This window comes from Kurthia zopfii, from assembly GCF_003143955.1.
In the GTDB taxonomy this organism is placed as follows: domain Bacteria; phylum Bacillota; class Bacilli; order Bacillales_A; family Planococcaceae; genus Kurthia; species Kurthia zopfii.
Window position 1 is genome coordinate 1 of the sequence record NZ_QFVS01000012.1, and the last position, 17,736, is coordinate 17,736.

10 protein-coding genes are annotated in these 17,736 nt (G+C 36.9%); 1 reads left to right on the top strand and 9 read right to left on the bottom strand.

What is annotated here, in order from left to right; all coding sequences use genetic code 11:
- Positions 1–312 precede the first annotated feature (312 nt).
- From DF281_RS06080 to DF281_RS06095, 4 genes are all read right to left on the bottom strand, one after another.
- Positions 313–1,440: a DUF4097 family beta strand repeat-containing protein gene (locus tag DF281_RS06080; protein ID WP_109349365.1), complete on the bottom strand. Its 1,128-nt coding sequence runs from the start codon at positions 1,438–1,440 to the stop codon at positions 313–315.
- 63 nt (positions 1,441–1,503) lie between these two features.
- Entirely contained in the window at positions 1,504–4,371 is a 2,868-nt protein-coding gene (gene uvrA, locus DF281_RS06085) for an excinuclease ABC subunit UvrA (RefSeq protein ID WP_109349366.1), read from the bottom strand.
- Positions 4,372–4,378: 7 nt separating this feature from the next.
- Positions 4,379–6,361, bottom strand: coding sequence for an excinuclease ABC subunit UvrB (gene uvrB / locus DF281_RS06090; RefSeq protein WP_109349367.1), 1,983 nt, complete (start codon positions 6,359–6,361; stop codon positions 4,379–4,381).
- A gap of 143 nt (positions 6,362–6,504) precedes the next feature.
- Entirely contained in the window at positions 6,505–6,747 is a 243-nt protein-coding gene (locus DF281_RS06095) for an IDEAL domain-containing protein (RefSeq protein WP_109349368.1), read from the bottom strand.
- 222 nt (positions 6,748–6,969) lie between these two features.
- Here DF281_RS06095 and DF281_RS06100 point away from each other — a divergent pair, with 222 nt between their 5' ends.
- On the top strand, positions 6,970–7,527 hold the full coding sequence (locus tag DF281_RS06100) for a competence protein ComK (protein ID WP_109349369.1): 558 nt from the start codon (positions 6,970–6,972) through the stop codon (positions 7,525–7,527).
- A 49-nt stretch (positions 7,528–7,576) separates the two neighbouring features.
- Here the strand turns inward: DF281_RS06100 and prfB are convergent.
- From prfB to DF281_RS06125, 5 genes are all read right to left on the bottom strand, one after another.
- Positions 7,577–8,681 (bottom strand): peptide chain release factor 2 gene (gene prfB / locus DF281_RS06105; protein ID WP_109349370.1). Its coding sequence is split into 2 segments (ribosomal slippage): positions 7,577–8,605 and positions 8,607–8,681, totalling 1,104 coding nucleotides; the frame shifts between segments, so codons are not numbered across the junction.
- Between the two features lie 75 nt (positions 8,682–8,756).
- A complete protein-coding gene (gene secA / locus DF281_RS06110) occupies positions 8,757–11,273 on the bottom strand; it encodes a preprotein translocase subunit SecA (protein ID WP_109349371.1) in 2,517 nt (838 codons plus the stop codon).
- 426 nt (positions 11,274–11,699) lie between these two features.
- The gene (gene hpf / locus DF281_RS06115; protein ID WP_109349372.1) at positions 11,700–12,257 is read right to left on the bottom strand and encodes a ribosome hibernation-promoting factor, HPF/YfiA family; all 558 of its coding nucleotides are present in this window, start codon (positions 12,255–12,257) and stop codon (positions 11,700–11,702) included.
- 131 nt (positions 12,258–12,388) lie between these two features.
- Complete coding sequence (locus tag DF281_RS06120) at positions 12,389–12,757, bottom strand: PilZ domain-containing protein (protein WP_166636093.1); 369 nt, start codon at positions 12,755–12,757, stop codon at positions 12,389–12,391.
- A 147-nt stretch (positions 12,758–12,904) separates the two neighbouring features.
- A complete protein-coding gene (locus DF281_RS06125) occupies positions 12,905–17,656 on the bottom strand; it encodes a hypothetical protein (RefSeq protein WP_109349374.1) in 4,752 nt (1,583 codons plus the stop codon).
- Positions 17,657–17,736: the final 80 nt, after the last annotated feature.

The following is a 17,736-nucleotide window of genomic DNA, read 5'->3' on the forward strand; positions in this document are numbered from 1 at the left end:
TAGCTCGGTCAAATAAGAGAAACCGCTGCAAGTAAAGAAATACACTTGCAAGTACGCTCTATTCCCAAGAAGCTCCCACTTCAAGCGTGAAGAACCGCAAGGTTTAGCTAAGTGGCGAGTAGTTCACCATAATTGTAATTAAGAAAACATAAAATCTGATTCTATTCTATATGGTGAGGTTTTAAAACGAATCGCATTTGAATGAATGCTGTCCGCCGACAAGTGCCGCACTGTTTCTTGAATGAATATGAAAATGACAAAAAAAGACCACCATTTCCATTTGAAAACGGTGGCCTCTACTTACAAGGTATTTTATAAAGTGTAGCGAACGATTACGCTACCTGTTTTTGTTTCACCTTTAATTGAAAGTGCGCTTGAATGATCTAAAGATTTACGGAATCGAGTTGTTTTACTAAACATTTGATTCGATTCTTGTAAAAATTCTACATCGCTCAGTTTTACATCCATTTTGCCAAATGCAGATGAAACTTCTCCATCTAATGACAAATCTTTTGGAATATATACTTCAATTGAACCTGCGACAGTCTGCCCTTTTAAAAGTTTCGCAGTATGGTCACGTGTCGTTAATACGACATGGCCATTTACAGATTGTCCTTCAAGTGATTGAATTTTTCCATCTACATAGACGCGGCCATTCACTGTTTCTGCTTCAAGTTCACGACCTGTTAAGTCACGAATGTCGATGCTCCCATTCACTGATTCTACTTCGATTGAATCGAATTTAATGTCCGCCAGTTTGATTGAACCATTTTTAGTTTCAACACGAACTTGTTCCACATCTACATTGTGCATTGTGAAGCTTCCGTTGAATAAGTTCGCACGGATTTTTTTGTACTCGCCTTTTGGAATATAGGCAATCACTTCAGATTTAATCATTTTTGCCGCATGGTGAATGCGTAAAGTTTCACCGTCTACAGCGTAATTAAACTGTTCGCGAATTTCTTCTTCTGTAAGATCTTTCATTGAACCAATTTGTAAAATCGGCGTTGACGTCACTTCTAAATAAGCACGTTCATCCGCTGAATCACGTACTGTCAATTGACCATTCGGCATATCGACACTAATGCTATTGAATGTGCCTTCCAATGGAATTGTCCATTCAACAGCACCTTCTTTACCCATTGTAGAGAAATTCGTGCCAGTCACTTTGTTCAATGCATCTCCCACGAAATCCATCACTTTTGTGCTGAAATAATTAAAATCTTTTTTCAGATCATCTAAGAATGGGTCTTCTTCTTCTTTCTTAGATTCCTCTTTCGTAAATTCACCTTGGAATGTCTCTTTTTCTTTAGTAGAATCGGCCATCGGAGCTTTCTGTTCTGTTGTTGTACCTAACTTTTCTAATAATACAATCGCTTCTTCAGCACTAATAACACCATTTTCAACTAATTTTAAAATTCTCTTACGTTCTTCATGCATTTGAAATAGCCTCCTTGTACTTTGTTAGTTATTATACGAAATCAACATTCTAAAAGTTTCAATTTATTTATTCGTCGCTTTTTCTAAATCGGCTGCCATACGCTCGCGATCTCTCTCTAATACAGTTTTCAAATAGTGACCTGTGTAAGAAGCTTTCGTTTCAGCTACTTTTTCAGGCGTTCCAACTGCCACAAGCGTACCACCTTTGTCCCCGCCTTCTGGACCTAAATCGATAATGTGATCGACGGTTTTAATGACATCTAAATTATGTTCAATAACTAATACCGTATCACCATTGTCGACTAATCTTTGCAGTACTTTCAGTAAACGAGCAATATCATCCACATGCAATCCAGTTGTTGGTTCATCTAAAATGTAAATCGATTTCCCGTTCGAACGTTTATGCAACTCTGAAGCAAGTTTCACACGCTGCGCCTCACCACCAGAAAGAGTTGTCGCAGACTGCCCCATTTTCACATAACCTAATCCGACATCAACAATTGTTTGCAGCTTACGTGCGATTTTCGGGATTTTCTCGAAAAATTGCAGACCGTCTTCAACTGTCATTTCTAAAACATCTGAAATCGAGCGATCCTTATACTTCACTTCAAGTGTTTCACGATTGTATCGCTTCCCTTGGCAAATTTCACAAGGTACGTAAACATCCGGTAAGAAATGCATTTCAATTTTGATAATACCGTCGCCACGACAAGCTTCACAGCGACCGCCTTTTACGTTGAAACTGAAACGACCTTTTTTGTATCCACGCACTTTCGCTTCATTCGTAGTCGCATAAACATCACGCACATCATCAAATACACCTGTATAAGTAGCTGGATTTGAGCGCGGTGTACGTCCAATTGGCGATTGATCAATCTCGATGATTTTCTCGATTTGTTCAATGCCTTCGACAGATTTCACTGCACCCGGTTTCGCTTTCGCTCGATTGATTTTATGCGCCAATGTTTTATAGAGAATCTCGTTAATTAGCGTACTCTTACCTGAACCAGAAACGCCTGTCACAGCTGTGAAAATACCAAGTGGAATATCGACTGATACACCTTTTAAATTATTTTCCGTCGCTTTTTTAATGGTAATTTTACGTCCATCTTGCTTACGTCTTTCAACCGGCACTGGAATGTATTTTTTGCCACTTAAATATTGCCCTGTTAATGAATTGTCATCATTCATAACTTCATCAGGCGTACCCGCGGACATGATTTCACCACCATGCACACCCGCTCCTGGCCCTACATCAATTAAATAATCCGCTGCCATCATCGTATCTTCATCATGCTCCACGACAATTAATGTATTACCAAGATCACGCATATCTTTCAGCGTACCGATTAGACGGTCATTATCACGTTGATGTAAACCAATTGAAGGTTCATCTAAAATGTATAAAACACCTGTTAAACGTGAACCGATTTGAGTCGCTAAACGAATTCGCTGTGCTTCTCCACCTGAAAGTGAACCAGATGCACGGTTTAAAGTTAAGTAATCGAGTCCTACATTATTTAAGAATGACAGTCTTTCAGAAATTTCTCGAAGAACTAATTTTGCAATTTGCATATCTTTTTCACTTAATTGAAGTGTTTCGAAAAATGAAATCGCCTCTTTTATAGAAAAAGTCGCAATTTCCCCGATATGTTTATGCTCGACTTGGACAGCTAATGATTCAGGCTTTAAACGGAATCCATCACATGAAGGACAGTGTGATTGCGCCATATATTTTTCCATTTGTTCGCGAATATAATCAGAAGAAGTTTCTTTGAAACGACGTTCAATATTTTTAAGAATCCCTTCAAACGGAGTATCTTTCGCACGTGTTTTGCCAAAATCATTCGTAAATACGAAATGAATTAATTCATCACCAGAGCCATGCAGTAAAATGTCCATATGCTTTTTCGGTAAATCTTTTACTGGCGTATCCATATCAATTTTGAAATGATCACAAATTGTTTTTAATAACGTCGGATAATATTGAGAACTTACGGATACCCAAGGGGCAATCGCTTCCTGATTTAAAGTTAGCGTATCATCAGGAATCACTAATGATAAATCGACTTTCAGTTGTGTACCTAGTCCATCACAAGTTGGACAAGCGCCGAATGGGTTGTTGAATGAGAACATACGTGGTTCTAATTCATCCACCGAAAAACCACAAATTGGACACGCAAAATGCTCGCTAAATAACAGCTCCTCAACGTCCATAACATCAATCATCGCACGACCTTCTGATAAGCGTAGAGCCGTTTCCAATGAATCACTAATACGCGCATCGATTCCTTCTTTTAAAACGATGCGGTCGATTACCGCTTCAATATTATGCTTTTTATTTTTATCAAGTTGAATATTGTCGTCTAAATCACGGATTTCGCCATCAATTCTGACTCGAACATACCCTTGTTTTTTTAAATCCTCGATTAATTTCACATGTGTTCCTTTACGCCCAGAAATCATCGGTGATAAAATCTGCATTTTTGTGCGATCTGGATATTGCTTAATACGATCCACCATTTGCTGAACCGTTTGCGAAGCGATTTCAATGCCGTGATTCGGACAGATTGGCTTGCCGACACGCGCATATAGAAGACGCATATAATCATAGATTTCAGTAACAGTTGCCACAGTTGAACGCGGATTTTTACTCGTCGTTTTTTGATCGATTGAAATGGCTGGCGACAACCCTTCAATTAAATCGACATCTGGTTTATCCATTTGCCCTAAAAACTGACGCGCATAGGATGATAGTGATTCGACATATCGTCTTTGGCCTTCCGCATAAATCGTATCGAATGCTAATGACGACTTACCCGAACCAGATAAACCGGTCATTACGACCAGTTGATCTCGTGGGATTTTGACATCTATATTTTTTAAATTATTCGTACGCGCGCCTTGTACTACTATTTCTGTATTCTTCACTTCATTCTCACCCTTCTGCCTTCATTTCTAATATTGTATCTCTCAATTCAGCAGCTCGTTCAAAGTCTAATGCACGTGCAGCGTCTTTCATTTCAGTTTCTAAAGCTTCGATCAATGCCGTTCTCTCGGCTTTCGTTAATTTCTTACCGTCCGTTACTTTCGCTACATATTCTTCCGTCTCTTCCGCAGCCACAGTCGCTCGAATGACATCGCGAATTTTCTTACTAATTGTTTTCGGTGTAATGCCATGCTCTTTATTGTATGCCTGTTGAATCGCGCGACGACGATCTGTTTCTTCAATCGCTTTCGTCATCGAATCCGTCATCTTATCTGCGTACATGATGACATGGCCATTCGCATTACGCGCTGCTCGGCCAATAATTTGCACAAGCGAACGTTCAGAACGTAGGAAACCTTCCTTATCTGCATCTAAAATCGCAATTAACGACACTTCAGGGATGTCCAAACCTTCTCGTAGTAAGTTAATACCTACAAGCACGTCATACACGCCCTGGCGCAGTTCTCGAATGATCTCGATTCGTTCAAGCGTTTTGATTTCAGAGTGTAAATAGTTAACTTTGATACCCATTTCTTTTAAATAATCAGTCAAATCTTCTGACATTCTCTTCGTTAAAGTTGTAATTAATACACGTTCATTTCTCGCAACTCGCCCTTGAATTTCGTCAATTAAGTCATCGATTTGTCCTTCGATTGGACGTACATCAATTTCTGGGTCGACTAATCCAGTTGGACGAATAATTTGCTCGACCATTTCAGGTGTATGCTCAATCTCATATGGTCCTGGTGTTGCTGATACGAAAATCGCATTATGAATATGCGTTTCGAATTCTTCAAATTTAAGCGGACGGTTATCCATTGCTGACGGCAAGCGGAAACCATGCTCTACAAGGACATTTTTACGTGCTTGATCCCCGTTATACATGCCGCGAACTTGTGGTAAAGTCACATGACTCTCATCAACGATTAATAAAAAATCCTCCGGAAGATAATCTAAGAGTGTGTAAGGTGTTGCACCCGCTTCTCTTAAAGTAAGATGGCGTGAATAGTTTTCAATTCCTGATGTGAAGCCCATTTCACGCATCATCTCTAAATCATAATTCGTACGTTGCTCCAATCTTTGCGCCTCTAATAAATGCTCGCCTTCACGAAGTTCTTCTAGTCGCTCTTTCAACTCTTCTTCGATATTTTCAATCGCAACCTTCATCTTTTCTTCACGTGTAACGAAGTGGGATGCGGGATAAATGGCGATATGATCTCGCTCTCCTAACACTTCGCCAGTCAACGCATCAATCTCTCTCAACCGATCGATTTCATCTCCAAAAAACTCCACTCGAATACATTGTTCATCTCTTGAAGCTGGAAAAATTTCGACAACATCTCCGCGAACACGGAATTTCCCACGTGAAAAATCGATATCATTGCGGTCATATTGGATGTCGACTAATTTTCGCAGTAATTGATTCCGTTCAATTTCCATGCCTGGTCTTAATGAAAGTACCAATTCCTTATATTCTTCCGGATTACCTAAACCATAAATACATGACACAGAAGCGATAATAATGACATCATCTCGCTCAAATAAAGAAGATGTTGCAGAATGTCGCAATTTATCAATTTCATCATTAATACTCGCATCTTTTTCTATAAATGTATCCGTCTGTGGTACGTAGGCTTCCGGCTGATAATAATCATAATAACTGACAAAATATTCGACAGCATTATTCGGAAAGAACTCCTTAAATTCACTATATAATTGACCAGCAAGTGTCTTATTATGTGCAATCACAAGCGTAGGTTTTTTCACTTGTTGAATAACATTCGAAACAGTAAAAGTCTTACCCGTACCTGTCGCACCTAGTAGTGTTTGAAACTTCTTGCCTTCTTTTAAACCCTCTACTAATTGCGCAATTGCTGCCGGCTGATCTCCACCAGGCTCGTATGGGGATTGTAAATCAAATTGTTCATTCATTCCTGCTGCCTCCTTACAATTTCTCGTACATTTATATTACCATATCCGCTTTTATTTTACGAACGTACGTTTTATATTTTTGATTATAGACAGAAAAAAAGAGCAATTGACGATGCAATCCCTCTTTTTATCTGTTCTATAAATTATTCTTCCAGTGATTGTTGAAATTCAATTAACGATTCGGTATGTCGTAAGAACGCTTCCTCATCTCTCTTGTCTAATGCGTCATCAATAGCTGCTCTCAATAATCCTATTTGCTGATCCGCGAGAAGCTGCTTCAAAAATAAATCGATGTAAATGTCATTTAACAACTCTTGACCGTGCAACCCTTGACTAAGTGGATGTTCATTGTTTGGAGAATTCTGCTGTGAGTAACGATATTCCATCTTCATCACCTCGAATACCTTTTTGCTATTATATACGTTTTCCTTGTAATTTTTCAATTATAAATGCTTGAAGTGTTTAAAAATTCTGTAAATAAAAAAACCCGAAATATTGAATATCAAACTTTTCTCCTATTCCTATTGCTATTTCCTAGGCATTAAAATATACTTCAATTATGAATTACCTAATTATTGGTAATTTTATAATTCTAAGGAGGTATATATATGTCGAATTCAGATTTAGCAATCATTTCTTTAAAGGATTTTCAGTTTAACGATGAAATTTGTGTATTTGAACCTTATACACTATACGACAATTCCCGTTGTACATTAGTAACAGAGCAGCAACGTGAGTATTTAGTGTCGGCGTCAACTAGAAGAGTCATCAACAGATGTTGCTCAACTTTTGGAACTTCGTTAGAAGAATGTACACGTCTATCTAAAGAGGTTACTGGAGCGGCAAATAAATTACCCATTTCCCTTGGCACTATGGACACACCTACCGTTCTTTTCCCAACGCTTTCACCCGATCGCGCCTATACATCATGGGTCGTTTTAGGAAAAATCTCGCGTTTTTCGGTCGGTGCAGCAACAAATGCTACTATTTTCTTCAATGGCGATAAGAGTTTTGAATCACAAATTTCAACATCAAGCTTAAATTCGCAAATCGCAAGAAGTTACGTCATCTCTCAACATTATAGTTCATTAAATCAGCGTGCAATTAAAAACATTGATCTAGCCAATTTTACAAAAATCGACCGTAAAGCCATTTCAAAATTATAAGAAAAAGGTACTGCGTCATACTTGATTGACGTAGTACCCTTTATTCCAATTAATCGATTAAGGAGCGTAAATATGCATTGATAAACATACTAATATCGCCATCCATTACTGACTGTACATTACCAGTTTCAGCATTTGTTCTATGGTCTTTTACCATTGAATACGGGTGGAATACATATGAACGAATTTGACTACTCCAACCAATTTCTTTTTGCTCTCCACGAATTTCATCAACTTCAGCTTGTTGTTCTTCCACTTTCAATTGATATAATTTCGCTTTTAACATATTCATCGCTTTTTCACGGTTTTTAATTTGTGAGCGTTCTGCCTGACAAGTTACTACGACACCAGTTGGTATATGCGTAATACGGATTGCCGAGTCAGTCGTGTTAATATGCTGACCACCTGCACCCGTTGCGCGGTACGTATCGACTTTAAGATCTTCACTACGCACATCAATTTCAATTTCATTATTGAACTCTGGGATGACATCACATGATACGAATGACGTGTGACGACGACCAGCAGAATCGAATGGTGAAATTCGCACAAGACGATGAACGCCTTTTTCAGCTTTCAAATATCCGTACGCATTATGCCCTTGAATAGATAAAGTAACCGATTTAATTCCCGCTTCATCCCCTGGCAAATAATCCAGCGTTTGCACTTTAAAGCCATTTTTCTCAGCCCAACGTGTGTACATACGTAACAGCATTTGGCCCCAGTCTTGTGATTCCGTACCACCTGCACCTGGATGTAGCTCTAAAATGGCATTATTCGCATCGTAAGGACCACTTAATAACATTTGTAGCTCATACTCCGCAATACCTTTCTCGAATTCAGCAAGTTCAGAATCTAGTTCCTCTTGTAAAGACTCGTCTGGCTCTTCTTTTAATAACTCTAAAGTCATCTCAAGATTTTCTTGATCATCGACTAATCTCTTGAATTCATTTACAACTTCTTTTAATCCTTTTGATTCAGAAATAATAGTTTGCGCAGCATTTTGGTCATTCCAAAAATTCGGATCTAACATCATTTCATCCGTTTCTTGAATGCGGGCTTCTTTGTTTTCTAAGTCAAAGTGACCCCCTAAAGTCATTTAGTTTGTTGGCAGTGGCATCAAGAATATTACGTACATCAGATAGTTCTCTCATTGTCATTCCTCCATTAATTAAAAAGGGAGATAAGCCAAAAGCATAGTTTGGCTTACCTCCCCCTTACTTTTAAAATTATTCGACTGCACCGTGACAGTTTTTATACTTTTTACCGCTACCACATGGGCAAAGGTCGTTACGTCCGATTTCTTTTTCTTTACGAATTGGACGTTTTTTCTTCGGTTTTGAATCGCCTGATTCGTTTGGAGCTACAGCTTGGCCTTTTGCAACTTCTTCACGCTCTAAGTTCGAACGGATTTCAGCTTTCATTGCGAAGCGGGCAACTTCTGAACGAATTGCAGCAACCATTTCTTCGAACATACGGAATCCTTCTTGCTCGTATTCACGTAATGGATCGATTTGTGCATATGCACGTAAATGAATCCCTTGACGTAATTGATCCATTGCATCAATATGGTCAATCCATTTCGAATCGATTGCACGAAGTAAGATAACTTTTTCGAATTCACGCATACGTTCTTCTGAAAGTTCTTCTTCTTTTTCGTTGTAAACTTGTGTGATTTTCTCTAATAACATTGCTTCGATATCTTCAGCAGTTTTATGTTCGAAATCAGCAATTGTCACCATGCCTTCAGGTAAAAGAGTGCTACCTACATAAGCTTCTAAGCCCATAAGGTTCCATTCTTTCATCGTTTCACCTTGCGTATAAGTTGTTACCGCAGTGTGTAATTCTTCATGGATCATTGACTCAACAAGTTCACGCATATTATCAGTTTCTAATACTGCATAACGCTCTTTGTAGATGATTTCACGTTGTTTACGTAATACATCATCATATTGTAATAGACGTTTACGTGCATCAAAGTTATTACCCTCAACACGTTTTTGTGCAGATTCAACAGCTTTAGAAACCATTTTAGATTGGATTGGCTGTGTATCATCCATACCTAATTTCGTCATCATTGCTTTCATGCTTTCTGAACCGAAACGCTTCATTAATTCATCTTCAAGTGAAAGATAGAATTGAGTAGCACCTGGGTCACCTTGACGACCAGCACGACCACGTAATTGGTTATCGATACGGCGTGATTCATGACGTTCTGTACCGATTACAGCAAGACCGCCTAATTCTACGACACCTTCACCCAATTTAATATCCGTACCACGACCAGCCATGTTTGTTGCGATTGTTACTGCACCTTTATGACCTGCCTCAGCAATAATTTCAGCCTCAGATTCATGGTTTTTCGCATTTAAAGTATTATGTGGAATACGTAATTTCGTTAATAGTGCAGATAAAAGCTCAGAAGTTTCGATCGCAACAGTACCGATTAGTACCGGTTGGCCTGTTTTATGACGATCTGCAATATCTTTTGCAACTGCATTAAATTTCCCTTGAATCGATGAGAAAATTAAATCGGCGTGATCGACACGAGCGATTGGACGGTTCGTTGGAATTGCGACAACATCCATGTTATAGATGTTACGGAATTCTTCTTCCTCCGTTTTCGCTGTACCTGTCATACCAGATAATTTTTCATACATACGGAAGTAGTTTTGGAATGTAATTGTCGCCATCGTCATCGATTCGTTTTGAATCTCAACGCCTTCTTTTGCTTCGATTGCTTGGTGAAGCCCTTCAGAGTAACGGCGACCATTCATAATACGACCTGTGAAACCATCTACGATCATGATTTCGCCATCTTGAACAACATAATCAACATCTAAGTGCATTGATACATGGGCACGTAGAGATTGGTTAATCGCGTGGTTCAAACCGACATGAGTTAGGTCGAATAAGTTATCGATATTGAAAGCGCGCTCTGCTTTTTCAATACCTTGTTCTGTTAAAGTTACACCTTTTGATTCTACATCATAGTTGTAATCTTCATCTTTTTTAAGCATGCGCACGAAAGCATTTGATTGCTTGTAAAGTGCTGCTGATTGGTTCGCTTGACCCGAAATAATTAACGGTGTACGCGCCTCATCAATAAGAATTGAATCGACCTCATCGATTACAGCAAAGTGTAATGGACGTTGAACGCGTTCTTCTTTATAAAGAACCATGTTATCACGAAGATAATCGAATCCTAATTCATTATTCGTACTGTACGTAATATCACAAGCGTAGCCAGCACGTTTTTCTTCTTTTGACATACTATTCAAGTTTAGACCTACTGATAAGCCTAAGAATTCATATAGTGGACGGTTAATTTCCGCATCACGCTCTGATAAGTATTCGTTGACTGTAACAACGTGAACACCTTTACCAGTTAGTGCATTTAAATAGACTGGTAGCGTACCTGTTAACGTCTTACCTTCACCGGTTTTCATTTCTGCGATGTTACCGCCGTTTAGAGCAGCACCACCCATTACTTGAACGCGGTAAGGGAACATTCCTAAAACACGTTTCGCAGCTTCACGAATCACTGCAAACGCCTCGCTTTGAATTTGGTCAACAGTCTCACCATTTTCTAAACGCTCACGAAATTCTTCTGTTTTTGCTTTCAGCTGTTCATCCGAAAGTTCTTCCATTGCTTTTAAATAAGAATCAGTTTCGTCTGCAATCTTTTCGATTCTTTTTAATTCACGTTTATTCGGATCAAAAACTTTATTAAATATGCCAAGCATTTAATCTCACATCCTATATAGTCTTATATTTTATTTTATCATTTTTAAAGTTATTCGTGCAAATGAACGAAGTAGTTATTTCAAAACACGATTGTAATAACTACTGATTTATTAAAAATCGTATGTCATTTGTACCTTTTATTAGTAATTTTTACACCATTTAAGCGACTTAATTAGTATATCATTCTTTCTTGCTAAATACAGTGAAAGCCACGTAATTTACTATGAATTTCCATAACTAAGGAAAAATACAATCACGAAACATTTCGAGGTTGACCTGTCACTCGGCTTAATTGAAAATCTACTGTCATGTACCCTAATCTTTGACCAAAAACCTCAAAATCCCCAAAAAAGAGGAATCGCAATGTAATTCATCACGACTCCCCTTTTGCATATGCATAGATTTACTGAATAAATAAATCTAAATTAATTCGTTTCAATTAATCCGTATTTACCATCTTTACGTTTGTAGACAATGTTCGTTTCATTTGATTCTGCATCAGTGAAGATGTAGAAATCATGTCCTAGAAGGTTCATTTGAAGAATCGCTTCTTCATCATCCATCGGTTTTAAATCAAATTGCTTCGTACGAACGATTTCTAAATCGTCCTCAGCGTCAGCAGCAACCTTATCTGGGTCAAGCTGAACGTTTGCGAAGTAAGTGCCGATGCCTTCACGGTTGCGGAATTTACGGTTTACTTTAGTTTTGTGTTTGCGAATTTGACGTTCAAGTTTTGAAACGATTTGATCAATCGCCACATACATATCGTCATTTCGATCTTCTGCACGAAGAGTTAAATTCTTCATAGGAATTGTTACTTCAACCTTTGTACGTCGATCATTGTAGACCTTTAGGTTGATGTTAGCTGTAGCGTTAATGTCTTCATTGAAGTATTTTTCAAGTTTTACAACTTTACTCTCACAATATTCTCTTAACGCTGGAGTTACCTCAATGTTTTCACCACGAATGTTAAATGTTAGCATATTAACTCCTCCTTCATAAGCCTATAACTTATATATTCTACATTTCCCCTAGAACTCCTCTTTTAAACGAGAAAAAAATGAAGAATATTTATAAAACTTTAAAATGGCATTAATATACTTACTCGAAACTATTACTGCTTCTGACTTTGAATTTCTTTTTTTCGACGTAGCTTTAACTCTTCAATAATCAACTGCTCAAAAGCTTCATTCTCTTCTAACTCGACCCCATACTGAATTCCTTCTGCATGATATTTTTTCCAACGTACTTCCCCAGCTGTCTCCAATAATTTCGTATCTAAACAAAACGACAGGCCGATTGGCGATTGAAGTTCTTCAGTTTTGAGTAATTCTGGTACGAGCAAACTAATACCACTTGGACTAATATCAATAATTTTCCCCACTCTTGTAAATGCAACTTGATTGACTGTACATTGATATTGAACTTCAACAGGTGTTACGAGTAAATGGCGAAAAGGCTCTGACCTTTTATAATCCACCATACTCACCTCCTTCATACTGTTTCTACTATTGAAACTATTATAACAAATGGTAGGAACTTTTGTACTACAGTCAACCATTAATTGTGTTTTTATCGTGACATAAGAACGCAAAAGCAGTACAACAATTGTTGTACTGCTCACTTTTGACTATTGTTTTTTTAATCCATTCAAGTATTCATTCACATCATAAGCATTTTTCAAAATCACATAATCGCTTCGAATTGAGTTGGATACCATCTCTAATAGGCGGACTTTTTGACCTTCTATAGTAAATTCACGATTCAGGAAGTCATATTGCTTATAAGCAATGACGATTTGCTCCATAATCTCTGTGTACCATTTAGATTCAATTTCTTCTGATTGATTAATTTTGTCGTGAATTTCCATTGCAGCTCGCACTGCATCTTCAAAATTCACAATCGATAGAACTGCTTCTGGAATCGTATTGACTTCTCCTTTAATAACTGACGCTTTATCATATTTTTTATACGTATTATAAAGCGTTGTTTGCGTGAAGAATTTTTTCTGGAATTCGGTCATTCCATTATAATATTTCATCGCATAAATCATATCTTTGACGAAACTAGTACTACCTTTTTTGATTTTCTCAAAACGTTTATCGGCTTCTTCAGCATATTTAATATCTTCGGTCGCGAGAACTAAATAACGTTTTTCTTTCTCTGGAGTTGAACTCTCTATCGCTCCGAATACAGGATCATTGTTGAAAATCGTTTTTGGATCACGTGACAGTTTTTTATGTGCCGCAATTGACGCTAAAATGGCATCTTTTTCTTTTACAGAAAAGTTTTTCGCATTCATATCTTTCACTGTATCAAATGCTTGTTTAATTTTCACAAGTCCTTCGTATTGAAGATACTTCGTAATGACTGCTTTATCTACAAAGTTGAGTCCCACTACTTTCTTCGGTGAATCTTTATAAGTTTGTGGCACCGATAAGAATACATACAATTCATACGCTGCTTCTACTTCAGTATATTTTGAATCTGAATCGAGTTTGTTGACCATCTTCGTAAAGTTATCTGCGGTGATTTTCGGATTTTTATCTTTTTCAGTTGAAGATGCTATTTCATCGCCATAGATTTCTTTAAACTTATCTAGCTCTGCACTATACACTGAGTAATTCTTTTTCGTCGTATCTTGCAGCTTGTCATATTCCACAACTAATTTAATGACTTCCGCTTCATAATTATCTTTTTTAGGATCTAAAGTTTCATATTTCTTGTCGACTGCTTGCGCTGCTTTAATTTCCTTCTCATCAGCAAGAAGTGTCGTCAACCAACTTGGGTTTTTCAATTCATTTTGGACAATATTCTTCGCATCAGCCGTAAGTTTATTGTACACACTAATAAAATCTAAAATATTCGCATTGTTTTCCATCGTTTTATTCGTTTCGCTTAAATTTCTATATTTCACTGCCACTTCTTCTGTCGCAATATATGATTGATATTTTTTCAGAATAGAAGAATCTACTAATGTTAATGCAACATCATTTAATTCATTGTATGCAGTTTTCAATTTAGCAACTTCAGTTAGTGTCGCTGTTTTTGGATCAAGTGCTTTCACCAGTGCTTCAAATTTATCTACATTTTTGAGCGCATCGCCATATAATTTTTGAATTTGCTCTAATTGTGGATTGTAAAGGAAATACATTTTTACAGGTATGCCCTCTTTATTTAAGTCATTGTAAAGCGCAACACCTTCACGCGCATAAGTTCTATTACCTGGCTTCAATGCATTGAATCGTTTTTCATATTCCATCGCGCGTAGTAAGTTCTGAATCTGCGTTTCATTTAACCAATCAATCGGATTATAAATCACTTCATCTCGTTTATATTCACCTTTAAAACCAGGTTCTGGATCATAACCAATGATTACGCCATTAGCACCATAGATCGGTTTATTCTGTCCATTCGGTAGTTCAAGCATACCTGAATAACTCTCATAGTTCGGGGAGTTATTTATGATTGAAAATTGAACTGCCGAAGCATCTTTACTAATTAATAAAGCTTTTCGCATATTTCGAACAAATTGAGCCTTATCCTGAGATTGACTATATGCGTAGAACCAATGGTCATATTTAATCCATTTCCCATTAATTTCACGTTGATCAAAAACCGTCTGCGCTACATCTTGAATTAATAGTAAATCCAAATACGATTTATATAACATTAAGTTTTTCGGATCGATGAATTGATCTAATATTGGATATAGCTTTTTATTTTTTTCGTAAATTTCTTTCAGTTTGTGAATATCGATGATTCTACTCGTTGAATTAATTGTTTTTAGTGCATTTTCAAATGTATCTGCTGCTTTTATGACATCGCTATATTTTGTAGATGCTGCTATTAATACACTCGATTTCAGTACATATTTCTGCACATCAGGTAATGCTTTTCGGTATGTCAAATAAACTTCAAAGACTTTCTTCTCGTATGCTGGATCTGAAATTGGAATTCTTTTATAAGCTGCATCAATTTTCTTTGCTTCATTAATCTCCGTTTCATCCCCTAATAATGGCAGATTCACTCTTAATTTATCTTCAATTTTAATAACATCTTTACCAAATTTGTCGAGCTTATTATACGCTTTAATTGCTGTTAAAATATTTTCACGTTCTTTTTCCGTTTTCGGAGTCGGTTTTAGGTAAAAAATTTGATTATACACATCAATAATCGGCATAAGTTGTTTGTATTTTTTCAGTACATCGGCTTCTACTAAATTATTGATTTTTGAATACGGCTTAATGTCATTTTCATATGTGTTTTTCACATTTTTTAAATTATTCATCGTTTCAGCATCCGTAATCACATTCGTATAAACTTCTTTATAAACACGATTGACTGCGTCTTCAAAGGCATCTGCCTTATCTTGAGGTGTCTTATACGTATTTGGTAACCCCTTAATACCTATTTCGTTGACAAGGTATTTTTTCACATTCGCATTCGCATCTAAATACATATTATAAGTAGCTTTAGCATCTTTCGTATAGTTTTTCGAAGATGGTCTTAATGCTAAATATTTCTGATCGACAGCCATCGCCGCCTTAATATTTTCCACTTCCGTTACGAAATTTTCGACTCTCGGTTCAAAAGAATCAACAAGTTCCTTCTTCGGTTGATCTAGTTTCGCATACAACTTCACACTATCTAAAATCGCATTCAATTCCTTAGTTGAATAAGGATCTGTTACTTTAGCCATTTTTTTCTTGATATCAATCATCGATTCAATCAGTTTATAATCCTTCACATATTTCGATGCAATCATTTTCGTACCTGAAGGTTTGTCTTTTTCAATCGTTTTATATGCATCTTGGATCGCCTTAAGGTCTGTTAAACTACTGTACGACTCCATCTTCTTCTCAAATTCCGTCACATGTCCAATTTGTGTTTTGTAAGTTCCTCTCGCCACACTAATGACAGGCGCTTCGCTCGTATAGCGAATCGCAAGATCATTTTTCTTCACTAAATCATGGTAGGCATCCGCTTCTTTAATCATGCCCGCTAAATCAGTTTTTTTCAATGCTGCGCTATAAGCCTTTGTCATCCCTTGCCCTTTTTTAATCGCTGCCGCATCTTGAAGATAGTTTAGACTTAAAGAAGTTAATTTTTGTTTGACGATATCCTTTTGATCGCCACCTAGTTTTTTATAACTTTTTATCGCAAGATCCAAATTCGTAATGACTTCCTCAGATTTAATTAATCCTTGATTGTAGATTGTATCGATTTGAGCTTGCGTATAACCTGCACCTTTTAACGCTGTATGATCTTCCGTAGATAAATTATTTTTCGAATCATAATCTGGCAATGATTGTAATGCTTCTACTACTGTTGGAATTGCCTCGTATTTTTTATAAGTTGCTAATGCCGCTTTATCTACAATCGTAATCGGCATGCCCAGTAGTTTTTTACCATCAGAAGTGTCGCGATTAATGTTTTTATATGCAGTTACAGCATTCTTGACAAGTTTGTATTGATCCCCTGTTCCTGGAAGTGCATTTACCGCTTTTTCAAAAGCATCTTTCAGGTCGATTTCTTGCTTAATTTTTGACGTTGGAATGCTAGTAATTTCTCCATGAGATTTTGTGAATTTCGCCAATGTTAATATCGTTGGCGTACCTTTTACAATAACAGAAATGGACTCTTTGCCGTCATCATATTCAAGATTCAAATCATATGCTTGTTTTAAATAAGCATTATTTGTTGGATCAAGTTTTTTATATTTCGCATCAAAATCGACCGCTTTTTTTACAAGAGGTTTTAATTGTAATAAGTAATCAATCGCCTCTTGTGAGCCACCTAAAATTCGTTTTTGATTATCACTTAATTTTTCATATGCCAATATAAAATCATTAATCGCCGCTGCATCATTCAGTGTAGGTAATGTTGTCTCACTCGATTTCGTTAATTTTTTGAAAGTTGTATTTGTCTTATTAATAGAATTATAGTAGTTAATTTTTTTAACTGTACTCGCTGGTGTGTATGCCTTACCAGCACGATTTAAACCATTGTAAGTTTTTAATAATCTTGGCGCAGCTGTCATATAGGTAGATTTCGATAATTTCGCTGCATCTTTTTTTAATTTCGATACTTTTTTTACTGTTGGAGCAATTGCTTTCACATGCTTCGTTAATGTTTTGCGATTCGTTACTTTCAGTCGATCTTTTTTCGATAATTTGTTATAGGCACTATTCGCTAGTTGAGTTTGCTTAATATAATTTGATTTCTTCGGATTGATTGCTTTAATTTTCGAAGTAACAGCTTTCACTTTTTTAGGAACTGTTACTTTCTTCGCACTTGCATCGATTGGATATGCTGCTGTTAACCAAGTCGGAACAGTCAACACAGAAGCCAAACCAAGCGCCATCAATTGACGTTTCATGGAGAATCCTCCTCTATTTTAAGTTCATAATTATTTGATTTATAACTTTAATATCGTCATTTAATTAGGTATTTTGAGGG

Coding starts and splice junctions, on each gene's coding strand:
- hpf (WP_109349372.1), bottom strand. CDS start 12,257: ATGCTAACATTTAACATTCGTGGTGAAAACATTGAGGTAACTCCAGCG.
- uvrB (WP_109349367.1), bottom strand. CDS start 6,361: ATGAATGAACAATTTGATTTACAATCCCCATACGAGCCTGGTGGAGAT.
- DF281_RS06125 (WP_109349374.1), bottom strand. CDS start 17,656: ATGAAACGTCAATTGATGGCGCTTGGTTTGGCTTCTGTGTTGACTGTT.
- DF281_RS06120 (WP_166636093.1), bottom strand. CDS start 12,757: ATGGTGGATTATAAAAGGTCAGAGCCTTTTCGCCATTTACTCGTAACA.
- DF281_RS06095 (WP_109349368.1), bottom strand. CDS start 6,747: ATGGAATATCGTTACTCACAGCAGAATTCTCCAAACAATGAACATCCA.
- secA (WP_109349371.1), bottom strand. CDS start 11,273: ATGCTTGGCATATTTAATAAAGTTTTTGATCCGAATAAACGTGAATTA.
- DF281_RS06100 (WP_109349369.1), top strand. CDS start 6,970: ATGTCGAATTCAGATTTAGCAATCATTTCTTTAAAGGATTTTCAGTTT.
- DF281_RS06080 (WP_109349365.1), bottom strand. CDS start 1,440: ATGCATGAAGAACGTAAGAGAATTTTAAAATTAGTTGAAAATGGTGTT.